This is a genomic window from Ruegeria sp. AB5, assembly GCF_056542645.1.
Genome location: NZ_JBQGAE010000004.1, coordinates 216,241 through 237,095 on the forward strand (window position 1 = coordinate 216,241; position 20,855 = coordinate 237,095).

General features: G+C 59.0%; 25 protein-coding genes and 1 other RNA gene. 17 read left to right on the forward strand and 9 right to left on the reverse strand.

Features of this window, described 5'->3' with window-relative positions:
• Nucleotides 1-45 precede the first annotated feature (45 nt).
• Nucleotides 46-717, forward strand: a complete 672-nt coding sequence (locus ACR0L4_RS10285) for a ceramidase domain-containing protein (protein ID WP_480512703.1) — start codon at nucleotides 46-48, stop codon at nucleotides 715-717.
• Here ACR0L4_RS10285 and ACR0L4_RS10290 read toward each other — a convergent pair.
• The 3 genes from ACR0L4_RS10290 to ACR0L4_RS10300 all read right to left on the reverse strand — a co-directional run bounded on the left by ACR0L4_RS10290 (nucleotide 698) and on the right by ACR0L4_RS10300 (nucleotide 2,352).
• Nucleotides 698-1,387: an SGNH/GDSL hydrolase family protein gene (locus tag ACR0L4_RS10290; RefSeq protein WP_480512705.1), complete on the reverse strand. Its 690-nt coding sequence runs from the start codon at nucleotides 1,385-1,387 to the stop codon at nucleotides 698-700. The two genes, ACR0L4_RS10285 and ACR0L4_RS10290, sit on opposite strands and share 20 nt — an antisense overlap.
• A gap of 93 nt (nucleotides 1,388-1,480) precedes the next feature.
• Nucleotides 1,481-2,044, reverse strand: coding sequence for a DUF4202 domain-containing protein (locus tag ACR0L4_RS10295; RefSeq protein WP_480512707.1), 564 nt, complete (start codon nucleotides 2,042-2,044; stop codon nucleotides 1,481-1,483).
• Between the two features lie 149 nt (nucleotides 2,045-2,193).
• Entirely contained in the window at nucleotides 2,194-2,352 is a 159-nt protein-coding gene (locus ACR0L4_RS10300) for a hypothetical protein (protein ID WP_480512709.1), read from the reverse strand.
• 229 nt (nucleotides 2,353-2,581) lie between these two features.
• Here ACR0L4_RS10300 and gatC point away from each other — a divergent pair, with 229 nt between their 5' ends.
• The 7 genes from gatC to rpmG all read left to right on the forward strand — a co-directional run bounded on the left by gatC (nucleotide 2,582) and on the right by rpmG (nucleotide 7,407).
• Nucleotides 2,582-2,869, forward strand: coding sequence for an Asp-tRNA(Asn)/Glu-tRNA(Gln) amidotransferase subunit GatC (gene gatC / locus ACR0L4_RS10305; RefSeq protein WP_142636734.1), 288 nt, complete (start codon nucleotides 2,582-2,584; stop codon nucleotides 2,867-2,869).
• Between the two features lie 3 nt (nucleotides 2,870-2,872).
• The gene (gene gatA, locus ACR0L4_RS10310) at nucleotides 2,873-4,360 is read left to right on the forward strand and encodes an Asp-tRNA(Asn)/Glu-tRNA(Gln) amidotransferase subunit GatA (RefSeq protein WP_480512712.1); all 1,488 of its coding nucleotides are present in this window, start codon (nucleotides 2,873-2,875) and stop codon (nucleotides 4,358-4,360) included.
• 38 nt (nucleotides 4,361-4,398) lie between these two features.
• Nucleotides 4,399-5,094, forward strand: coding sequence for a hypothetical protein (locus ACR0L4_RS10315; protein WP_480512714.1), 696 nt, complete (start codon nucleotides 4,399-4,401; stop codon nucleotides 5,092-5,094).
• Nucleotides 5,095-5,098: 4 nt separating this feature from the next.
• Nucleotides 5,099-5,764 carry an N-acetylmuramoyl-L-alanine amidase gene (locus tag ACR0L4_RS10320; RefSeq protein WP_480512817.1) on the forward strand — a complete coding sequence of 222 codons (666 nt, stop codon included), beginning with the start codon at nucleotides 5,099-5,101 and terminating at the stop codon, nucleotides 5,762-5,764.
• 123 nt (nucleotides 5,765-5,887) lie between these two features.
• Nucleotides 5,888-6,287, forward strand: an RNA gene (gene rnpB / locus ACR0L4_RS10325) — RNase P RNA component class A.
• A gap of 117 nt (nucleotides 6,288-6,404) precedes the next feature.
• On the forward strand, nucleotides 6,405-7,112 hold the full coding sequence (locus ACR0L4_RS10330) for a DUF533 domain-containing protein (RefSeq protein ID WP_480512716.1): 708 nt from the start codon (nucleotides 6,405-6,407) through the stop codon (nucleotides 7,110-7,112).
• Nucleotides 7,113-7,239: 127 nt separating this feature from the next.
• Entirely contained in the window at nucleotides 7,240-7,407 is a 168-nt protein-coding gene (gene rpmG / locus ACR0L4_RS10335) for a 50S ribosomal protein L33 (protein ID WP_005630270.1), read from the forward strand.
• A 41-nt stretch (nucleotides 7,408-7,448) separates the two neighbouring features.
• Here rpmG and ACR0L4_RS10340 read toward each other — a convergent pair whose 3' ends face one another.
• Nucleotides 7,449-7,616 carry a hypothetical protein gene (locus ACR0L4_RS10340; RefSeq protein ID WP_480512718.1) on the reverse strand — a complete coding sequence of 56 codons (168 nt, stop codon included), beginning with the start codon at nucleotides 7,614-7,616 and terminating at the stop codon, nucleotides 7,449-7,451.
• On the opposite strand from ACR0L4_RS10340, the gene ACR0L4_RS10345 reads away from it, so the two are divergent.
• A complete protein-coding gene (locus ACR0L4_RS10345) occupies nucleotides 7,615-8,121 on the forward strand; it encodes a membrane lipoprotein lipid attachment site-containing protein (RefSeq protein ID WP_170750551.1) in 507 nt (168 codons plus the stop codon). The genes ACR0L4_RS10340 and ACR0L4_RS10345 overlap by 2 nt on opposite strands.
• Before the next feature lie 159 nt (nucleotides 8,122-8,280).
• On the opposite strand, the gene ACR0L4_RS10350 is transcribed toward ACR0L4_RS10345, so the two are convergent.
• Nucleotides 8,281-9,060 (reverse strand): Bax inhibitor-1/YccA family protein, encoded by a 780-nt coding sequence (locus ACR0L4_RS10350; protein ID WP_170750553.1) that lies wholly within the window; start codon nucleotides 9,058-9,060, stop codon nucleotides 8,281-8,283.
• Nucleotides 9,061-9,243: 183 nt separating this feature from the next.
• Nucleotides 9,244-9,453 (reverse strand): YjiS-like domain-containing protein, encoded by a 210-nt coding sequence (locus ACR0L4_RS10355; RefSeq protein ID WP_170750555.1) that lies wholly within the window; start codon nucleotides 9,451-9,453, stop codon nucleotides 9,244-9,246.
• A 124-nt stretch (nucleotides 9,454-9,577) separates the two neighbouring features.
• On the opposite strand from ACR0L4_RS10355, the gene ACR0L4_RS10360 reads away from it, so the two are divergent.
• The gene (locus ACR0L4_RS10360) at nucleotides 9,578-10,459 is read left to right on the forward strand and encodes a LysR family transcriptional regulator (protein ID WP_170750557.1); all 882 of its coding nucleotides are present in this window, start codon (nucleotides 9,578-9,580) and stop codon (nucleotides 10,457-10,459) included.
• Nucleotides 10,460-10,465: 6 nt separating this feature from the next.
• On the opposite strand, the gene ACR0L4_RS10365 is transcribed toward ACR0L4_RS10360, so the two are convergent.
• Nucleotides 10,466-11,422 (reverse strand): NADPH:quinone oxidoreductase family protein, encoded by a 957-nt coding sequence (locus ACR0L4_RS10365; RefSeq protein ID WP_480512721.1) that lies wholly within the window; start codon nucleotides 11,420-11,422, stop codon nucleotides 10,466-10,468.
• A gap of 331 nt (nucleotides 11,423-11,753) precedes the next feature.
• Here ACR0L4_RS10365 and ACR0L4_RS10370 point away from each other — a divergent pair, with 331 nt between their 5' ends.
• From ACR0L4_RS10370 to ACR0L4_RS10380, 3 genes are all read left to right on the forward strand, one after another.
• On the forward strand, nucleotides 11,754-12,125 hold the full coding sequence (locus ACR0L4_RS10370; RefSeq protein ID WP_170750561.1) for a helix-turn-helix domain-containing protein: 372 nt from the start codon (nucleotides 11,754-11,756) through the stop codon (nucleotides 12,123-12,125).
• Between the two features lie 45 nt (nucleotides 12,126-12,170).
• Entirely contained in the window at nucleotides 12,171-12,962 is a 792-nt protein-coding gene (hisN, locus tag ACR0L4_RS10375; RefSeq protein WP_170750563.1) for a histidinol-phosphatase, read from the forward strand.
• Nucleotides 12,963-13,077: 115 nt separating this feature from the next.
• Entirely contained in the window at nucleotides 13,078-14,412 is a 1,335-nt protein-coding gene (locus tag ACR0L4_RS10380; RefSeq protein ID WP_480512724.1) for an 8-oxoguanine deaminase, read from the forward strand.
• On the opposite strand, the gene guaD is transcribed toward ACR0L4_RS10380, so the two are convergent.
• Nucleotides 14,409-15,695: a guanine deaminase gene (gene guaD / locus ACR0L4_RS10385; RefSeq protein WP_480512726.1), complete on the reverse strand. Its 1,287-nt coding sequence runs from the start codon at nucleotides 15,693-15,695 to the stop codon at nucleotides 14,409-14,411. The genes ACR0L4_RS10380 and guaD overlap by 4 nt on opposite strands.
• 142 nt (nucleotides 15,696-15,837) lie before the next feature.
• Here guaD and mgtE point away from each other — a divergent pair, with 142 nt between their 5' ends.
• Both mgtE and ACR0L4_RS10395 read left to right on the forward strand, forming a co-directional pair.
• On the forward strand, nucleotides 15,838-17,232 hold the full coding sequence (mgtE, locus tag ACR0L4_RS10390) for a magnesium transporter (protein WP_170750569.1): 1,395 nt from the start codon (nucleotides 15,838-15,840) through the stop codon (nucleotides 17,230-17,232).
• Nucleotides 17,229-17,792 (forward strand): 5-formyltetrahydrofolate cyclo-ligase, encoded by a 564-nt coding sequence (locus ACR0L4_RS10395; protein WP_170750571.1) that lies wholly within the window; start codon nucleotides 17,229-17,231, stop codon nucleotides 17,790-17,792. Before mgtE ends, ACR0L4_RS10395 begins: the two co-directional genes overlap by 4 nt.
• A gap of 5 nt (nucleotides 17,793-17,797) precedes the next feature.
• Here ACR0L4_RS10395 and ACR0L4_RS10400 read toward each other — a convergent pair whose 3' ends face one another.
• A complete protein-coding gene (locus ACR0L4_RS10400) occupies nucleotides 17,798-18,031 on the reverse strand; it encodes a putative hemolysin (RefSeq protein ID WP_480512728.1) in 234 nt (77 codons plus the stop codon).
• A gap of 88 nt (nucleotides 18,032-18,119) precedes the next feature.
• Here ACR0L4_RS10400 and ACR0L4_RS10405 point away from each other — a divergent pair, with 88 nt between their 5' ends.
• Together ACR0L4_RS10405 and ACR0L4_RS10410 are read left to right on the forward strand one after the other, a co-directional pair.
• Nucleotides 18,120-18,932: a TIGR00282 family metallophosphoesterase gene (locus tag ACR0L4_RS10405; RefSeq protein WP_480512730.1), complete on the forward strand. Its 813-nt coding sequence runs from the start codon at nucleotides 18,120-18,122 to the stop codon at nucleotides 18,930-18,932.
• Between the two features lie 76 nt (nucleotides 18,933-19,008).
• Complete coding sequence (locus tag ACR0L4_RS10410) at nucleotides 19,009-20,787, forward strand: SLC13 family permease (RefSeq protein ID WP_170750577.1); 1,779 nt, start codon at nucleotides 19,009-19,011, stop codon at nucleotides 20,785-20,787.
• Nucleotides 20,788-20,855: the final 68 nt, after the last annotated feature.

The following is a 20,855-nucleotide window of genomic DNA, read 5'->3' on the forward strand; positions in this document are numbered from 1 at the left end:
TCGATGCCTATTGGCACCAACTTAGCATCCGCTATGTAAAAGTTCATGGACTGGATGCAGCAAATCGACGGGTATTGTGAGAGGATGTCGGCGGCCTATTGGGCCGAGCCGATCAACGCGGTGACCAATGCGGCCTTCCTGATCGCAGCTTTCATTATGTGGCGCAGGGTGAAGGGGCAGGATATGCCGCTTGCGATGGGGCTGGTTCTGGTTCTGGCCGTGATCGGGCTTGGCAGCTACCTGTTTCACACTCATGCGCAGGTCTGGGCTGCAATTGCGGATGTGATACCCATTCTGCTGTTCATCCTGATTTACATCTTTGCCGTGAACAAGGATGTCTGGCGTATGCCGTCCGGCTATGCTCTGGTCGGGACGCTCCTGTTTGTGCCCTACGCGGCCGCTACGATCCCTCTGTTCCAATTTGTGCCGGGCCTGGGTGGGTCTGCTGCCTATGCGCCGGTACCGCTGCTGATTTTGGTCTACGCTTTTTTGCTGCGGCATCAAGAGCCGCGCTTTGCCGCGAACCTGACCCTTGGTGCATTGATCCTGATCCTTTCAATAACCTTCCGCGCATTGGATGGGCCGATCTGCCAAAGGGTTCCAATTGGCACGCATTTCCTGTGGCATATCCTGAACGCCACCATGTTGGGCTGGATGATTGAAGCCTATCGTCGGGTCCTGATCAGCAGACAGGCGGCTACTTTGCCTGCGTCTTGATCACCTCGGCGACCCTCTCACCGATAATGCGGCTGGATTTGCGTGATGGGTGGATCAGGTCAAAGGAAAAATACGAGGCATCCCCGGGTCGCGCAACATCCTGACTGGACACAAAGATGATACCCTCATCCTGTTGCGCCAGCCTGGCAATGCGTGCCTCAAACTCATCACCTTCGGCCTTGCAGTGTTCGATCGGAGTGAACAGCTGCGGGCTGCGCAGATAGCCCACATAGATGACACGGGTGCCGGTCGTGCGGATCCGACGCAGGAAGTTGGGGATCTGACCGCGGTTTCCATCCTCCGAGATCATTTTGTCCAACACTGCATCGCAGCGCGAACAGCCACATCCCAGCATCAGGTCATTCCCGCCGCCATTCACAATGGCCCAATCCCAGTTGCCTTCGACAAACTGCGCCTGCACGCCGGTTTGCGCGCGCCCCTGGGCATCGTATTGGGTTTGCAGCCACGCGGCTGAGACCGTTCGATCAACAACCGGAGCACCGATGCTGTCTGCGACGATATCCGGGATCGATGACCCCGAAGTCGCATTCCACGCCATGAGAGAATCACCAACGGCGATGATCTTTGCGTCTGGATGACGCGATGGCATGTCCTGACATCCAAACAAAAGGCTGGTCATTGCCGCACAGACAAACAGCTTTCTGAACATGTGTCCTGACCTTTGGCATTTCTGACCGGGTCAGTTGAACCTTTGATGGGTTAACGGACGCTTAACCGAAGTGGGGCTTTGTCCTGTGTGCTCTCAGTCCTGAAAGGCTGTGGCAAGGTGATCGGGCAGATCGAATTCCGCCAAAACACGCGCGCGCCCGTCCGAAGACATCTTGCGCGCGGTTTTCTCCACGATGCTCTGAATCTTTTCGGCCGAATGCTTGCCCGCGAAAGGTTGGAAATACCATTTGAGGAAAACAAAGCAGATCACGTCCTCAAGGGCCTGAACCTCGGCGTCGCGTTTGATACCCTGTTTGCGCAACATGCGACCGGCGCTTTCAGCGTCTTCGGGACCGTACCCACCTTGGGCCATCAAGGCCATCACCCTGTCGGCATGGTGAACGGCCTGCGCCTTGCGCCAGGCCAGATACCCGGCGCGGCCTTCGGGGTATTCCGTGCGCGCAAGTTTCCAACGTTCAATATGTTGCCCACGCGCCGCCAGTTGCAAAGGGTCCGAGGCATCGGGGAACAGCCGGTCCAATTCGGCACTCATGCGCTTGCCATACAGCAAGGCCTCGGGCTGGCCATCTTCGATATTGGGATCTTTAGCATTGGCCGCATCAATTGCGTCCAGAACTGCCTGTTTGCGCGCGCTCATCTTCCACTCCATGGACTGGCCGAAACCGCGTTGGATATGACGCGGGTCGGATGCTTTTGGGGATGGTAGCGGCTGAAGTCAGCGGATGCAGCAGTCAATTGCATTCGTACCGGGCCAACGGGGGGGCTGGCCCGGACGAAGGGGTCATATCACTTGCCCGGTTTGACTTTGTCCTGAGTGATCGGTTCCGACACCGGCTCTGGGAATGTCAGGTTTGGGATAAGGCTTTGAGTGCTGACGCCAAATGCCATTGCGGGCGAGGTCAGAACGGTTGCGGACAAGATTGCGGCGGTGATGAAGGTTTTCACGATCTGTCTCCGGTATGTGTTGCGTTGTGAGATATAAAATGAACAGTTCAGTTCAGTTTTCAAGATCAAAAGTGAACTATTTGGTTTACTTTTTTGCATATCGGGTATTCACCTTTGAATGGCAGGTGAAGTGGGGCCGTTCAAATCTTGTGTCGAACAGGAGGGGCTGTGGTCTTGCGACTGCGGCTGCAGACGGGTAAATGCCCCCTAACGCATATGAGGTTTTCCGATGTCGATTGACCAAAGCACCGCCGCCAAGGTGGCCAAACTGGCCCGGATCAAGGTCGAGGATGACGCGCTGCCGGCGCTGGCGTCCGAGTTCAACACCATCCTCGGGTTCATCGAGCAGCTGAACGAGGTGGATGTGGACGGTGTCGAGCCGATGGTCTCGGTCGAGCCGATGCGCCTGAAGCGCCGCCAGGATGTGGTCACTGACGGCAATCAGCAGGACAAGGTTCTGGCCAATGCCCCGGACGCGCGCGAAGGCTTCTTCGCTGTTCCAAAAGTGGTGGAGTAAGACATGAGCGATCTGAACAAGCTAGGTCTGGCCGAGGCGCGTGATGCGCTGCGAGCAGGTGACGTAACCTCGGCTGAGCTCACGGAATCCTGCTTGGAGGCGATTGAAACTGCCGACGCGCTGAATGCCTTTGTCCACAAGACGCCCGAGCTTGCCCTTGAGCGTGCCAAGGCAGCAGATGAGCGGATCAAAGGTGGCGACGCGCCGTCCATGTGTGGTCTGCCGATTGGCATCAAGGACCTGTTCTGCACCAAGGGCGTGCCGTCGCAGGCGGCGTCGAAGATTCTCGAAGGCTTCAAGCCCGAGTATGAATCCACCGTCTCGCAGCAATTGGCTGACGCGGGCGCAGTGATGCTGGGCAAGCTGAACATGGACGAATTCGCAATGGGTTCGTCCAACGAAACCTCTGTTTATGGCAACGCCGTCAGCCCGTGGCGGCGCGGCAACGACGATGCTCAACTGACACCGGGCGGCTCGTCGGGTGGGTCTGCATCTGCCGTTTCCGCCGATCTGTGTCTGGCGGCGACCGGCACCGATACCGGCGGCTCGATCCGCCAGCCTGCGGCCTTCACCGGAATCACCGGCATCAAGCCGACCTATGGCCGGTGCTCGCGTTGGGGTATCGTGGCTTTTGCCTCCTCGCTGGATCAGGCCGGTCCGATGACAAAGAATGTCCGCGATGCCGCGATCATGCTGGAAACCATGTGCGGCCACGACCCCAAGGATTCCACAAGTGCCGAACTGGCCGTCCCGAACTTCGAAGCGATGCTGACCGGCGACATCAAGGGCAAGAAAATCGGTATCCCCAAGGAATACCGCATGGATGGAATGCCGACCGAGATCGAAAAGCTCTGGTCCGATGGCGCGGCTATGTTGAAGGACGCCGGGGCCGAGATCGTGGATATCTCTCTGCCCCACACGAAGTATGCGCTGCCTGCCTACTACGTGATTGCGCCTGCCGAGGCGTCCTCGAACCTCGCGCGCTATGATGGTGTGCGCTTTGGACGTCGCGCGCAGCTGGCGCAGGGCGACGGCATCACCGAGATGTACGAAAAAACCCGCGCCGAAGGATTCGGCCACGAGGTCCAGCGCCGCGTGATGATCGGAACCTATGTCTTGTCGGCTGGCTTCTACGACGCCTACTACAACCGTGCCCGCAGGGTTCGCACCCTGATCAAGAAAGACTTCGAGGATGTGTTTGCCGCTGGCATCGACGCGATCCTGACCCCGGCAACCCCGTCGGCCTCTTTCGGACTGGGTGAGATGACCGAGGCTGATCCCGTTCAAATGTATTTGAACGACGTTTTCACCGTGACTGTGAACCTTGCTGGTTTGCCGGGCATCTCGGTGCCGGCAGGGCTTGATAAACAAGGGCTTCCGCTGGGGCTGCAGCTGATCGGACGCCCATGGGATGAGGGCGACCTGCTCAACACCGCCTACGCGTTGGAAAACGCAGCCGGATTTGTGGCAAAACCGGCGAAATGGTGGTAGTCGTCAGGCGGAACCTGCATCTAAAACGGGGGCGTTGCATGCGCTTTTTGCCTTTGATTCCAGTCGTTGTCCTGATGGCCGCCTGTGATACCGTCGCGCCCGTTCAGGGCACGGGGTTCAACACGCCCGAATACCAGGCACAACGCGAGGCACAGTTGGCCGGGCAGGGGGCGGTGAACAACCCGTTGCTGGCACCGGTGGACGTGTCCGAGCAGGCATTGGGAAGCACTGGTGCGGTATCAACACTGCCTGTTGCAACCGGTGCGAACGCCGATATCGCCAACCAGACGGCGGCCGCTCTGGCGACGACCTCGACCTCGTCGGCACCCTTGCCCAACACCACGGGTATTTCCGACGAACAGGATTTCGCCGCCGTTTCCGAGCGACGCAGCATCGAATCCGATGCGGCTCGGATCGAACAGAACCGACAAACCTACGAAGTTGTCACCCCGACTGCCGTTCCTGAGCGCGGCTCGGACGGCCAGCCCAACATCGTTCAATACGCGCTTAGTACGTCCAATCCGGTGGGCACTCAGCTCTACAGTCGCGCCGGCTTCAACCTGCAAGCCAAAGCACAGCGCAACTGCGCACGATTCGCATCCGCTGATCAGGCCCAGATCGAGTTCCTGTCAAATGGCGGCCCCCAGCGTGATCGTATGGGCCTTGACCCGGATGGGGATGGGTACGCTTGTGGCTGGGATCCCAGCCGGTTCCGCAGTGCCGTCAACAACTGACCCACTGTTGCCAATCTGGCATCCATCGCCAAATTTCGGTGCGCGCAGGGATGATCTGACGCCGCGTCTCATCGTCCTGCACTACACCGCGATGGATAGCGCAAAGGCCGCGCTGGATCGGCTCTGTGACCCAACGGCCGAGGTTTCCGCGCATTACTTGGTCGGCAATGACGGCACGCTCTGGCAGATGGTTCGCGAAGAAGACCGCGCCTGGCATGCGGGGGCAGGCGAGTGGTGCGGACATAAGGATATCAACTCACGCTCTATCGGGATCGAGTTGGACAATACGGGTGCGCATCCGTTCTCTCAGCCACTGATGACCACGCTTGAGCAGCTGTTGAAGGCCATCAAGACCCGCTGGTCAATCCGCCCTGAGGATGTCATTGGACATTCCGGCATGGCGCTTGGGCGAAAATCCGATCCCGGCCCGCGATTTGACTGGCAGCGACTGGAAAGACAAGGCCTCGCCGGTAGGCGCGGTCAAGATACAGAGGTTGTGGACCCGACCCCCCAAGCATTCCGGGCTCTGGCCCGCAAAGCAGGTTTCACAGCCGACGCCGACGATGACACCCTCCTCACTGCCGTCCGCCTCCGATACCGGCCCTGGGGCAAAGGCCCGCTGGAGCCTGCGGATTTCATCCCACTCTACCCGTGTGGACCACAGAACTGATCCATTCTTCATCTGGCCAGAAATATCCCGGGGATGAATTGGCCGCAGGCCAAGAAGGGGCTGGCCCCTTCTTCTTCCATCCACCCTTGACGCCGCCGGGCCCACAGCCTACCCAGCCCACGCGCGGAGGGCCGGATGGCCGCTGGGGTCGCAAGACCCGAGAGGAAAGTCCGGACTCCACAAGACTACGGTGCCGGGTAACGCCCGGGCGGGGCAACCCGACGGAAAGCGCCACAGAAATCAGACCGCCTGCGGCTTCGGCCAAAGGTAAGGGTGAAACGGTGGGGTAAGAGCCCACCGCGCCCCTGGCAACAGGGGCGGCACGGCAAGCCCCACCGGGAGCAATGCCAAATAGGGTCCCCGCGCGGGCCGGTCGGCGCAAGCCGATACCGCCGCTAAGCGCGTCTTGGCCGAGAGGGACCGGGTTGGCAGCTTGAGCCGCGCAGCAATGCACGGCCTAGAGGAATGGTCATCAAAGGGGGCAACCCCGGAACAAGATCCGGCTTACAGGCCCTCCGCGCATACCTGGCCCTAACCAACTGCCGAGTGGTGATCCGCCCACATGTGCGCGGCCGGTATTCTCAAGCCGGTTCCGCTGCTACCCTGCCAGACAGGGATTTGTGAACCCGGGAGGACCGATATGAGTTTCATGAAGACATTGGCATCCGTCGCAGTTGGTTTCGCGGCGGCAAAGGGATTGGAAAAATACAAGGAAATGGGCAGCATGGCTGGTCTGCAGAACATGATGCAAGGCGCAGGTGGCGGTTTTGGCGTGGACCAGCTTGGCAAGATGGCCGAACAGTTCGGCATGCCGGGCGGTGCATCGGGGTTTCAGGACATGATCGGCAAGATGGGCCTGGGCGGCGGCGCGACCGGTGCCGCGGGGCTGGGCGGGTTGTTGAACGCGATGCAGGGTGCTGCAAAAACCAGCGGTCACCAATCCGCTGACATGTTGCAGACGGTTTTCAGCGGCACACCAGCCGGGGCGGCGATGGAAGAACAAGCCAAACTGATGCTGCGTGCCATGATCCAGGCAGCCAAGGCGGACGGGGAACTGGATGAACAGGAGAAACAGACCATTCTCGGAGAACTGGGCGATGATATCAGCGATGAAGAACGCGCCTTTGTGCTTGAACAGTTGGAAGCGCCGATCGATGTCATGGGGCTGGCGGCAGATGCAGGCGCGCCGCTCAAAACCCAGATCTACGCCACATCTCTGGCCGCGATTCGTCTGGATAACGAGCGCGAGGCGTCTTATCTGCTGCAACTTGCCACGGCGCTGGGTTTATCCGACGCGGAACGAGATCGGATTCACACCTATATGGGCGCTCCGACCTTGCCCTCTTAGGACCGTATCCGAAACCTGAGCCATACTGGTCCGATTGGCCTTGACTCGGGCGTGGCAGCGGGTAAAAGCGCACGCTCATAGGAATTCAACCGAAAGGCCCCTGCCTTTTCGGACGCAGGAGATAACCATGGCGAAGCCGACGACAATCAAGATCCGTCTGAACTCGACCGCGGGCACGGGCCACTTCTACGTGACCAAGAAAAACGCGCGCACCATGACCGAGAAAATGACCGTTCGTAAATACGATCCGGTTGCTCGAAAGCATGTCGAGTACAAGGAAGGCAAGATCAAGTAATCTGCCGTTCCGCTTGAACATTCCCAAAGGGCTCTGCACTGTCAGAGCCCTTTTTCTTTGCGGTACCAGTTGTCCCGCATCCGGCGCGGGTAGCCGGCTCCGTTGCAGAGGCGCATCAGCGTTGCGCCCATTCGCATACCCAGCGGCTTGCTTTTTGCACATCCCTGCCGGTACGCTTCAGCAAAACGCCACAAAATGTTGACCGTCATGAAAAAAATCTTGCTACCCACTATCGCCGTTCTGACCCTCGCGGCTTGTGAGGATCCGTTCAATCGCCAAGGTGTTGGGTTCACCGGAATTGATGGCGAGCCGCGCACAGTCTCTGATGTACCGGGCACCGTTGCCTTTGTGCCGCCCGCAACAAATGTTCCCGCAGAGCTGGCCGAATTGCCGACCGTGTCGGTCCTGTCCGATGAGGTCGATATTTCCAAGATTGCCGGTGTGGCCATCGACAATGGCGGGCAGTCGGACGGCAACGCGGTTCCGTTGTCGGGCAACAGCCAGAACCTGTATCTGAGCACGGTAAACGTGAACGGAACCCTGTTCGGGGTGGTCCGGACGCGCAGCAGCAATGTTCGGGTCGACAATTCGGTTGGGGCTGTCTTTGGCAGTGAAACCGAACGGTTCACCGGATGTCTGGCTGCAGGTGACGTTTATCGCAAGGGATCGTCCGAAAAGAGTTCAGGGTTTGCAGTCCCCTTGAACTGCAGCTGATACAGAAAAGCCTTTATCGCAAAAATGGCCCCACCGTCTGGTTGGGGCCTTTTTTGTGTCTGCCGCCGTGCATGACATCGCAGACATGTTGTATGTACGGAAAGAAAAAGGGCGGGTCATCGCAGACCCGCCCATCGAAACTTCGCCTGAGGCGCGTATCTATTCCTGTTGGCCCATGAACATCAGCAGGAACTGGAACATGTTCAGGAACGAGATGTACAGGCTCAACGCACCATCGAACGCCGCTTTGTCCAGCCATTCCTGATCACCATGTGCAGCATGTGCGACATAGGTGTTCTTGATGTCCTGTGTGTAAAAGGCGGTCAGGCCAGCAAAGATCAGAATACCGATGGCCGAGATGGCCAGCATCATGACGCCCGACTGCAGGAACAGGTTGATGACCATCGCAACCAGCAGGCCGATCACACCCATCATCAGGAAAGTCCCCATTCCGCTGAGGTTCCGTTTGGTGGTGTACCCATACAGGCTGAGGCCAGCAAAGGCGATTGCCGTCACCAGAAAGGTTTGCGCGATCGAATAGGGCGTGAAGACCATGAAGATCGAGCTCATCGACACGCCCATCACGGCGGCGAATACGAAAAAGCCCAATTGTACCGTTGCGGCCGACCCGCGACGCATCAGTGCGCCCCAGCCAAACAGGATAAAGGCCAGCGGTGCGAACATGACCACCCACTTCAACGGCGACATGAACAGAGTTGCGCCCAACCCGGTCAGATAACGATCAGCGCCGATCTGAGCGACTGCGTTCGTCGGATCAGACGTCACCGCCAGACCGGCAATTGCCCAAGCCGCCAGCGCTGTGATCAGCATGCCGACGGACATTGTGCCGTAAACTTTGTTCATATGGGCGCGCAGGCCCTGATCGATCTCGGCGGCGCGCGTACCGGATACCGTCCGGATCGTGTCGAATTGTGCCATCAAAGGGTCTCCCGTTTCATGTCTTTTGTACGCCCCGCGGTCGCGGGACGCTTTCCCTGCAAATATCGGCAACTACAGGCTGTGTTTCAAGACTTTCTCGGGCAAAACCGGCTAAAATACGCAACAAAAACGGCGACCTGCTGCCGCAGGCCGCCCGTTCTTGGCAAAAATCGAGTTTCAAACTCATCTTTTCCAGAATCGAGGGGCGTCCCATACCGGGCGACGAGCCTCGGTTTCTGCTTCAGATCGCGTGACGCCGATATCTTCGAGAGCACGGGAATCCAGTCGCGCCAATTGGTTGCGTTGACGCTGCAAGGATATCGCAGTCCGGATCCAGCCCGTGATCGAGCGCTTTTGCCGGGTGCAAGTACGGTTCAGGGCAACCTGGGTCATGACGTGTCCTTTCTCTGTTTTTGATGATTGGCGTTCATTTCATCAACTTCCTTGATTGATATGGCGGATCATGTCATATTTTCAAAACGAATATTTTTGATCACACCCATAAGGAATCGTGAAGATGCGGAATCTGGACATAACCACCTTGCGGTCTTTTGTGGCTGTCGCGGACCAGGGCGGCGTTACGCGTGCTGCAGGGTTTCTTCATCTGACGCAATCCGCCGTATCCATGCAACTCAAGCGGTTGGAGGAACTATTGGGGCTTGAGTTGCTGGACAGAAGCGGACGGACCATTGCGCTTACAGCCTCGGGCGAGCAGCTTCTGGCCTATGCCCGCCGCATGATCGCTTTGAATGATGAAGTGATTTCGAAACTCACCGATCAGGCCTTTGAAGGTGAAGTGGTCCTGGGCGTGCCCCACGACATCGTCTATCCGGCCATTCCGCGCGTGTTGCAGCGCTTCAACGCCGACTTTCCAAGAGTTCGGGTGCAATTGATCTCATCATATTCCATGCAGCTTAAGGATATGTTCAAGCGGGGAGAATGCGACCTGATCCTGACAACCGAACCGTCGCCGGCGGAAGGGGCGGAAACCATTGCCGAACTGCCATTGCGCTGGATCGGTGCGCCGGGCGGTTCGGCATGGCGCAGGAACCCCTTGCCGATTGCGTTGGGGCGGCGCTGCATGTTCCGTCCCAAGGTGATCGCGGCGTTGGATGCGGCGGGCGTCCCATGGGAGTTGTCGGTCGAGACCGAGAATGACCGCACCATCGAAGCCACGGTCAGCGCAGACCTGGCCGTGCATGCGATGCTGGACGGGACCGAGGCCGCGCATCTTGAGCAGATAGAGTCCGGCGGTGCATTGCCCGAGCTTCCTGCGCATATGATCAACCTATACGGAGGTGACTCGGGGCGGGATGCCGTGATCGAAGCTCTGGCTCAACTCGTGCGCCAGAACTTTCGTATGCTGGGGGGCAGCCAGTTGCGCGCGGTTGCGGGCTAGGGCGCGTCAGGGCGTGATGACGATCTTACCCGTGGATTTCCGCTCTTTCAGCAGGCGCAGGCCGTGTTCGACATCCTGCAATGGCAAGGTGTGGCTGATATGGGGCTTGATCTGCCCGTCTGCGTGCCACTGAAACAGGGTCAGAAAGCTGTCGCGTACAATTTCGGGGCGAAAATTCAGATACCCGCCGATGTAGAAGCCGATCACCGTCAGGTTCTTGACCAACAGGTGATTGGCGGGGATTTGAGGCACGTTACCGCCTGCAAATCCGATAGGCAGCAAGCGACCTTCGGGATTTGTGGCGCGGAATGCGTCTTTGAAAACGTCACCCCCTATGGCGTCGTAAACGACGTCTGCGCCGCCCAAAGCCTTGACACATGCGCGCAAGTCTTCCGAGGCATCGATCAGGTGGTCGGCCCCAGCCGCGCGGGCAACAGCAAGCTTGTCTTCCCCACGTGCCTGAGCGATCACTGTTGCCCCCATCAGTTTGCCGATTTCCACCGCCGTCAATCCGACCCCACCTGCAGCGCCGGTCACCAGCAAGGTTTCGGACGGTTGCAATCGGGCACGATGCCCAAGCGCCAGATGGCTGGTGCCATAGGCAATCTGGATGGCGGCGGCGTCTTCAAAACCGGTTGTCTGCGGCAGAGGCACGGCCCTGTCCGCATCGAACACGCCGAACTCGGCCAACCCACCCTGACCCGAGTAGACGGCGACACGCATTCCGGGTTGCAAGGCGGAAACGCCCGAACCCACCGCATCGACGATCCCGGCGATTTCCATTCCCATGGTAAACGGAGCAGCAGGCGTATCCTGATAGGTACCTTTCTGCATAAGCAGATCCGCAAAATTCAACCCACAGGCCTTTATCGCCACCCTGATTTGCCCCGCATCCGGGGTTGGAACAGGGATGTCTCGCAGCTGCGGCTTTGCTCCTTCAGCTTCGATACGATATGCCCGCATAGTGCCTCATCTCCTTTTTCTGCATAGGTCGTCGCAGTGCTGGGATTGTCAATCCATTTGCTGCGCTATGGGGGCGATCGGTCGCGCAACATGGTCATTTGCAAGGGCAATCTGACGAGGTATCAGGGCGGTACAACCGCAAACCATTGTACCGAGATTCCGATTCAACCAGCTTGAAAAAAAATTCAAATGCGGCAATATAGGCAGTCAGTGCTGTTCTGGGGGATCGTACAAGCCGGGTTAGGGGATAGTTAAGGGGGTCTCTCTAACCTGATGTTTGTGGACTGCGCGAAATCCCAAACAGATGTGTGTGTAGTAGAGGAGAATACCAATGACCCATCACGTCGATGTCCATGTGGGCAAACGCGTCCGGCATCGCCGCTGGCTGATTGGGATGACCCAACAGCAATTGGCGCAGCAAGTTGGTATCAAGTTTCAGCAAATCCAAAAATACGAGACCGGTGCAAACCGAATCAGCGCCTCCCGCCTGTGGGATATTGCCGAGGCTCTGGATGTACCGGTGAGCTTTTTCTTTGAAGGTCTTGAAGAGGGCCAAAAAGAAAAGTCGGAAAAGAAGTCGGTGCCCGCAGACTTGATGGGGGACAAAGAAGCTTTGGATTTGGTGCGTTCCTACTATGCGATCCCCGAAAACCAACGCCGCCGTCTGTTCGAACTGGCACGAGTGCTCAGCGACGTTGCCTGATCGGAACGGCTTGACAGCATCGTGCATTGAAAGCACGTCTGCTGCATGAGCCAGACCGACCTGACAGATCTCGAAGTTGCCGAAGAAATGGCTGACGCCGCGCGCGCAGCCATTCTTCCGTTTTTCAGGCAAGCCGATCTCAAAACATCGAACAAGCTATCAGACGGGTTTGATCCCGTGACCGAGGCCGACCGCGCAGCGGAACGCGCTATGCGGTCTATCCTGGCGCGCCACCGTCCCAAGGATGGTATCCTGGGCGAAGAGTTCGGGCAGGTCGATGGTTCAAGCGGTCGCATGTGGGTGCTCGACCCGATCGACGGCACGCGCGGTTTTGTCAGCGGAACACCGACTTGGGGCGTTCTGATTGCACTCAGTACACCGGATGGACCGATCATGGGGGTGGTAGACCAGCCTTATATCGGCGAGCGGTTCGTTGGCGGATCGGATGTTGCGCGATTGACTGGCCCTCTGGGTACGTCCCCACTGAAAACGCGCGCAACGCAAGCGTTGGAGCAGGCCACCTTGTTCACGACGTTTCCCGAGGTCGGGACGCCCAAGGATCGCGCAGGTTTTGAGGCCGTCTCGGACCGCGTTCAACTGACACGCTATGGCATGGACTGCTATGCCTATGCGCTGCTTGCCGCCGGTCAAGCTGATCTGGTGATTGAGGCCGGGTTGAACGCGTACGATATTCAAGCTCCGATTGCCGTGATCGAGGCTGCCGGCGGTATCGTCACCGATTGGCAGGGCGGACCTGCCCACAACGGAGGCCGCGCCTTGGCGGCCGCCAACGCCGCGCTTCACGCAGCGGCCTTGGAAATTCTGCTTAACTACTGATTTTAATTGCCGCAGATGCGGTCCGTGAATAGACTGGACCCAGCCGGTTCTTGCGCCTGTTTTCCACCGGTTGACGCACTCCTTGCATGAGACAGGCAAATGCAGGAGCGTTGCTATGACTGAATTTCTCATCAAAAATGCCGATACGATCCTGACGATGGATGACGACCGTCGGGAACTAGTCGGAGCGGATATTGTGATCCGCGACGGCCAGATCGCGCAACTGGGCCATGGGCTGACGACACGCGGCGAAGTTCACGATGCCTCGGGCTGCGTGGTCACACCGGGGTTGGTAAACACGCACCATCACCTGTACCAAACTCTGACCCGAGCGGTTCCTGGCGGGCAGGACGCGCTGTTGTTCGGCTGGCTGCAAACGCTCTATCCGACCTGGGCGCGGTTCGGGCCGGACGAGATGTTTGCCTCGGCGCAGATCGGGCTGGCGGAACTGGCCTTGTCGGGCTGTACGCTCAGCTCCGATCATCTGTACCTATACCCCAATGGTGCCCGGTTGGAGGACACGATTGCCGCCGCCTCGGAATTGGGTCTGCGCTTTCACCCCACACGCGGCGCGATGAGCATCGGGCAAAGCGATGGGGGTCTGCCGCCGGACAGTCTGGTCGAGGCTGAAACCGATATCCTGAATGACATGATCCGCGTGGTTGATGCGTTTCACGATCCCAGCGACGGGTCGATGTGCCGCGTTGGCCTTGCCCCTTGTTCGCCGTTTTCGGTCAGTCGAGATCTGATGCGCGATACGGCCCTGTTGGCGCGCGACAAAAGCGTCATGCTGCACACGCATCTGGCCGAGAATGACGAGGATATCGCCTATTCCCAGGCGCAATTCGGCTGCCGCCCCGGGCAATATGCCGAGGATCTGGGCTGGGCGGGGCCAGATGTCTGGCACGCCCATTGTGTCAAGCTGGATGTGGCCGAGATCGAATTGTTCTCAAAAACGGGAACCGGTGTTGCCCATTGCCCCTGCTCGAACTGCCGCCTTGGCTCGGGTATTGCACCGGTTCGCACCATGCGGGATCGGGGTGTGAAGGTGGGCTTAGGCGCGGACGGCTCGGCCAGCAACGACAATGGCAACCTGATGCTAGAGGCGCGGCACGCCATGCTGTTGCAACGTGTCGCAAACGGAGCCGACGCCATGTCTGCCCGCGAGGCGCTGGAGATCGCAACCCGAGGCGGTGCGGATGTTCTGGGGCGGCCCGATTGCGGGCGGCTGATGCCCGGCAAACGCGCCGACATCGCCGTTTGGGATATTGGCTGTATTGAAAGCGCGGGCAGTTGGGACCCGGCGGCTTTGCTGCTGGCGGGGCCGATGCAGGTCAAACACCTGTTTGTCGAGGGCCGTCAAATCGTGCGGGGCGGCCAGATCACAACGATTGATCTGCCTTTGGCAATAGAGCGGCAGAATGCTCTGGCCCGGGCGCTGCGGGGTTAACCTGCGCGCTGCCCGTTGATCCAGACCTCGGCAATGGCGCGGTCGTCGCCCATCATGATGGTCGGGAACACGGCCTCCCACAGGTCATCCGCATGGGCTTCGCGCTGGGCAATGGCCGGGGTCGAGGCGAGGTCGACGACCACAAGGTCTGCCTCCATCCCCGGTGCGATATTGCCGACGCAGCCCGCCATCCGCAGAGTTTGCGCCGAGCCGACGGTGCCCAGCCAAAGCAGTTGCGCGGGATGCAGGGGCCGCCCACGCAATTGGCCGATCTCATAGGCGGCGGCCATGGTACGCAGCATCGAAAAGCTAGACCCGCCACCTGTATCGGTGGCCAGCCCAACGCGGTGGCCGTCATGGATCAGCCCATTCATGTCGAACAGGCCCGAGCCGATGAAAGTGTTCGAGGTCGGGCAATGCACCAGCGCTGCGTCTACCTCGCGCAGCCGGTCGCGCTCACGGTCTTCCAGATGGATAACGTGGCCGTATAGACCATTCCGTCCCAGAAGGCCGAATTTCTCGTAGGTATCAAGGTAGTCCCGGGCCTCGGGAAACAAGGACCGGACCCATTCGATCTCATCGGTCTGTTCGCTCAGATGGGTTTGCATCAGGCAGTGCGGGTGCTCGGACCAGAGCGCACCCAATGCCTCAAGCTGTTCAGGTGTTGACGTGGGCGAGAACCGGGGGGTGATGGCGTAAGACAGGCGATCCACACGGTGCCATTTCTCCAGCAGCGCCTCGGACTGGTCATAGGCCGTCTGTACAGTATCCCGCAGCCCTTCGGGCGCATTGCGGTCCATACATGTCTTGCCTGCGACAACCCTCTGGCCGCGCTGTTGGGCCACCGAGAAGAACGCATCGACGCTTTCAGGATGGATCGTGCCAAAACTACACATGGTTGTGGTGCCGTGCGCGGTAGTCAGATCAAGATACCGGTTGGCAATTTTGGTCGCATAGTCGATATCGCTGAATTTCATTTCCTCGGGGAAGGTGTAAGTGTTCAGCCAGTCGATCAGCCGTTTGCCCCAGCTCGCGATCATGGCGGTCTGCGGGTAGTGGACATGGGGATCGATGAAACCGGCCATGATCAGGTGGTTGCCGTAGTCCCGGATTTTGGCGTCCGGATGTGCGGCGGTCAGGACATCCAATGCGCCGACGCCCTGCACACGCCCGTCTTCGATCAGCACCGCTTCGTCCAGCCGGGTCGCGTCAGTGGGTTCCCCGTCAAACGGTGATCCGTCGAAACTCAGAACGCGCCCTTTCAAAAGCGTCTTTTGCGCCATTCGCCCTGTTCCCTAGCTGTTTGAGACCACCGATCAGCATATGCGGGCGAAAGATGCGGGTAAATCGGCGCATTGTCATTGTTTTCCGGTAGCTGCTTCTTCTAATTAGGGGCCAATGGCATGAAAGAGGCGGGAGCAGCACATGACAACAGGCTTTGATGATCCCGCAGTCGACCCCGCCACCGATGACGACGTCTATGCGCTGGACCGCCGGACCGTGGCGGCGATTCTGTATGCCGTAGACGTGGATGACCGCGCCAAGCTGATCGAACTGATGGAGCCGCTGCACGCGGCGGACATCGCCGACCTTCTGGAACAGATAAACCCCTATGACCGGGCCCGCCTGATCCGTCTTTATGACAAAGAGTTCGACGGGGACATCCTGTCTGAACTTGATGAATCCGTGCGGGAAGAGATCATCAGCGTCCTGAATCCTGATGTTCTGGCCGAAGCCGTACGGGACATGGAAAGCGACGATGTCGTCGACCTTCTTGAAGATCTCGAGGAACCCCAGCAGGAAACTATTCTGGACGCGCTGGAGGATTCCGAGCGGGTTGCGGCGGAACAGGCCCTTTCGTACCCCGAAAATTCGGCCGGGCGCCTTATGCAGCGCGAGGTCGTCATGGCGCCCGAGCATTGGACAGTGGGGCAGACCATCGATTTCATGCGGGCCAATGATGATCTGCCTGAACAATTCTACCACGTCGTTCTGGTTGATCCGCGCCTGAAGCCCGTCGCGCAGGTTACGCTGGGCAAGCTGATGGCGACACGGCGAGACGTGCCGCTGAATGATCTGACCGAAGAGGAATTTCATGTCATCCCTGTCGATCAGGACGAAGAGGATGTGGCCTATGCCTTCAACCAGTATCACCTGATCTCGGCCCCCGTGGTGGATGCAGATGGCCGCCTCGTCGGTGTGATCACCATTGATGACGCCATGGTGGTTCTGGATGAAGAACATGAAGAAGATATCCTGCGTCTTGCAGGCGTCAGTGACGAAAGCTCGCTGTCGGACAGTGTCGCGGCGACCAGCCGTCGGCGCCTGCCGTGGCTGGCGGTGAACCTGTGTACAGCCATTTGCGCCTCGTTGGTGATTTCGCAATTCGAAGCCGCCATCGATCAATTGGTGGCATTGGCCATTCTCATGCCGATCGTTGCGTCGATGGGTGGTAATGCCGGGACGCAATCGCTGACGGTTGCCGTGCGGGCGCTGGCCACGCGCGACTTGACCGCGTCAAACGTCATGCGCGTTATCCGGCGAGAGCTGTTGGTGGGCATGCTGAACGGTCTGTGTTTCGCCATCGTTTTGGGGACGGTCGGTATGCTGTGGTTCGACTCTCCGCTGTTGGGCGTCGTGATTGGATCCGCCTTGGTCGTGAATATGGTCATCGCTGGCTTTGCGGGTACGGTAGTACCGGTCTTGTTGGACCGCATGGGTGTTGACCCGGCTCTGGCGTCGGGGACGTTTGTGACAACCACAACGGATGTCATGGGCTTTTTCATCTTCTTGGGACTTGCAAGCGTGGTGCTTCTTTGACCGATCTGACTGAAATCAAGGCTTTGGCCCGCAAATCGGCCTTTGCCCGTCGTAAAACCGCCTTTGATACACGCGTACCCGGAGCCGCCGGACGGTTGTCGGAGGTTCTGGCCGGCCATCGCGGTGTGCCCTTGTCAGGCTACATGCCGATCCGAACAGAGATCGACCCGCTTCCGGCGATGGCCGAAGCCTCTGCCTATGGCTCAGTCGGAGTTCCGGTGATCCAGGCCGCGGGGCAGCCGCTGAAGTTCTCGCGCTGGACACCCGAAGGCACCCTCAAGGACGGACCGTTTGGCGCGAAAGTGCCCGAGTTGGATGATTATTTCGATCCCGAGATTCTGATCGTCCCACTTGTGGCCTTCGATGCGCAAGGGGGGCGGCTGGGATACGGCGGTGGTTTCTATGACCGCACGCTGGAAGGGCTGCGCGCCAAGCGCCCGACATTTGCCATTGGCTTTGCCTTTGACGCGCAAGAAGCCGAGGACTTGCCGCTGGAGCCGACCGATCAGCCGTTAGACATGGTTGTCACGGAAAGCCGTGTTATCACCTTCGAAGGCTGAGCGCCTCAGATCGAGTGGTTTTCGCGGAAGTATTCCCAGGCGTCCACCTCGCGGCCATCCGGCAAGATACACACACCGGACTGTCCGTTTTCTCCGTCACGAATTTCGTATTGCGCTCCGCTTTCGACACAGTACGTCGCCGCCGGGTTCGCCAGCTGCGCGGTTGACTCGGTGGAGGTGGCTTGATCGCAAGCGATGAGGGCGGTCAGGCCGAGAGTTGGCAAAAGCATGCGTGACATCAGGTTTCTCCGATCCAAAGGGCATTGATTCAGCTTCCTTTATCTTAACTGCTTGTGCTTGCTTGTGACCACACTTAGGACAAATCGGATGAGGATACTTTTTCTGGGTGACGTCATGGGCCGCGCGGGACGCACGGCCGTTCAGCAACACCTGCCACGTCTGCGCGACGATTGGCGGCTGGATTTTGTTGTGGTCAATGGCGAGAACGCCTCGAACGGGATGGGGCTGACAGGCGATCATGCCAAGCTGTTGCTGGATGCGGGCGCGGATTGCGTGACGCTGGGCGATCACGCTTTTGACCAGAAGGATATGCTTCAGGTCATCGAAAAAGAGTCTCGCATCGTGCGCCCGGTGAATTTCGCGAAAGGCGCGCCGGGGCGCGGCCATCGCCTGTTCAATGCGCCCGGTGGCCGCAAGGTGCTGGTGGTTCAGGTACTGGGTCAGGTTTTCATGAAGCGGCCATTTGACGACCCTTTTTCGGCGATTGAACCCATCCTCAAGTCCCACCCGCGTGGTGGTCAGGCAAACGCCATCATCGTTGATATGCATTGCGAGGCCACGTCCGAGAAAATGGCGATGGGTCACTATTGTGACAAGCGCGCAAGCCTTGTGGTGGGGACCCACACCCATGTCCCGACGGCGGATGCGCAGATCTTGCCCGGTGGCACCGCGTATCTGACGGATGCGGGGATGTGCGGCGACTATGACTCGGTGATTGGCATGGACAAGGTCGAGCCGATGCGTCGTTTCATCACCGGAATGCCCAAGGCGCGGTTTACCCCGGCCAATGGCGAGGCAACTCTGAGCGGTGTTTTCGTCGAAACCAACGATCCGGACGGAAGCGCAAAAACCGTGCGCATGGTGCGTGTCGGGGGGCGGTTAGAGCAGGCGGGCCCGTAAAGGCTTGATCTGCCCCGCTCAATGCGGGAAGCTACCTGTCAGGCGCTTGGGCCAGGGTTCGGACAGAATACCACGAATGCAATTCCTTCCACTGACAGACATGGGCAGCGCAGTTCTGGCGCTTTTGATTGTTGCGGGCATGTTCGTCATGTTCCTGCGCGAGGTCTACCCGACCGAGGTTGTGGCCATCGGAGGCGTCGCGCTGATGCTGGTCACAGGCATATTACCCTATCAAAGCGCGCTGGCGGTTCTGTCAAACCCGGCCCCTTGGACCATTGCGGCAATGTTCATCATTATGGGGGCCTTGGTTCGAACAGGGGCGTTAGATGCGTTTACGTCAACCGCGCAAAAACAGGCTCAGGTAAATCCGCGCATCGCAATCGCTCTGTTGATGGCGTTTGTGGTGGTGGCCTCGGCCGTTGTGTCGAACACGCCGGTCGTGGTCGTGATGATCCCGGTTTTTGTCCAGATTGCACGCACACTGAACGTGCCAGCGTCAAAACTGCTGATCCCCCTGAGCTATGCCGCGATACTGGGCGGCACACTGACACTGATCGGAACCTCGACCAACCTGCTGGTGGATGGTGTGGCCCGGTCGCAAGGCATGGCAGCTTTTACGATTTTCGAGGTAACGCCGCTTGGCATCGCACTGGTTATCTACGGCATGTTTTACCTGCGCTTTGTCGCGCCGCGCTTGTTGCCGGATCGAGACAGCATGGCGACACTGCTCAGCGACCGGTCAAAGATGAAGTTCTTTACCGAGGCGGTCATTCCACCCGAAAGCAACCTGATCGGGCGTGAGGTTACGGGAGTTCAGTTGTTCAAACGCCCCGGTGTCCGCCTGATCGACGTGATCCGGGGCGATGACTCACTGCGCCGCAACCTGAAAGGTGTCACCCTGAATGTCGGTGACCGGGTGGTCCTGCGCACTCAGATGACCGAGCTTCTGAGCTTGCAGAGCAACAAAGAGCTGAAACGCGTCGATCAGGTCTCGGCGGTTGAGACCAAGACAGTCGAAGTTCTGATCACCCCTGGGTGCCGTATGGTCAGTCGCACATTGGGCGCGCTGCGTTTGCGCCGCCGTTATGGTGTCTATGTGCTGGCTGTGCATCGGCGAAACCAGAATATCGGGCGCCAATTGGATGATTTGGTGGTACGAGTTGGGGACACTCTGCTTCTGGAAGGGTCTCCGGCGGATATTCAGAAGCTGGCCGCCGATATGGACATGGTGGATGTGACTCAACCGTCGGCTCGGGCTTTCCGTCGCAGTCACGCCCCGATCGCGATCGGGGCACTGATCGGGATTGTCGCGCTTGCCGCGTTGGGCGTGGCGCCGATCCTGCTGTTGTCGATCCTCGCCGTCGCGGTCGTGCTGTTGACCCGGTGCATCGACGCGGATGAGGCGTTTTCCTTCGTCGAGGGGCGTTTGCTGGCCCTGATCTTTGCCATGCTGGCAATCGGGGCGGCGCTGGACGCCTCGGGCGCGGTGTCTTTGATTGTGGAAGCCATTGCGCCTTCGCTGGGTCTGTTGCCTCCTTTCCTGATCATCTGGGCGGTCTATTTGCTGACGTCGGTCCTGACCGAGCTGGTCTCGAACAACGCGGTGGCGGTGGTTGTCACACCCATCGCAATCGGGTTGGCGCAGGCGGTCGGTATCGACCCGCGCCCTTTGGTCGTAGCCGTCATGGTCGCGGCCTCGGCGTCGTTTGCGACCCCCATCGGGTATCAGACCAATATGATGGTCTATGGTCCAGGTGGGTATCGGTTCACGGATTTCATGAAGGTCGGTATCCCGCTGAACCTGACAGTTGGTCTTTTGGCCTCGTTGATGATCCCGCTAATCTGGCCGCTTTGAGATCGGCATGGACCCGCCGTCACTTTGCCGGAACACTTGTAAATCTGCACGAACAGACAAAACTTTGT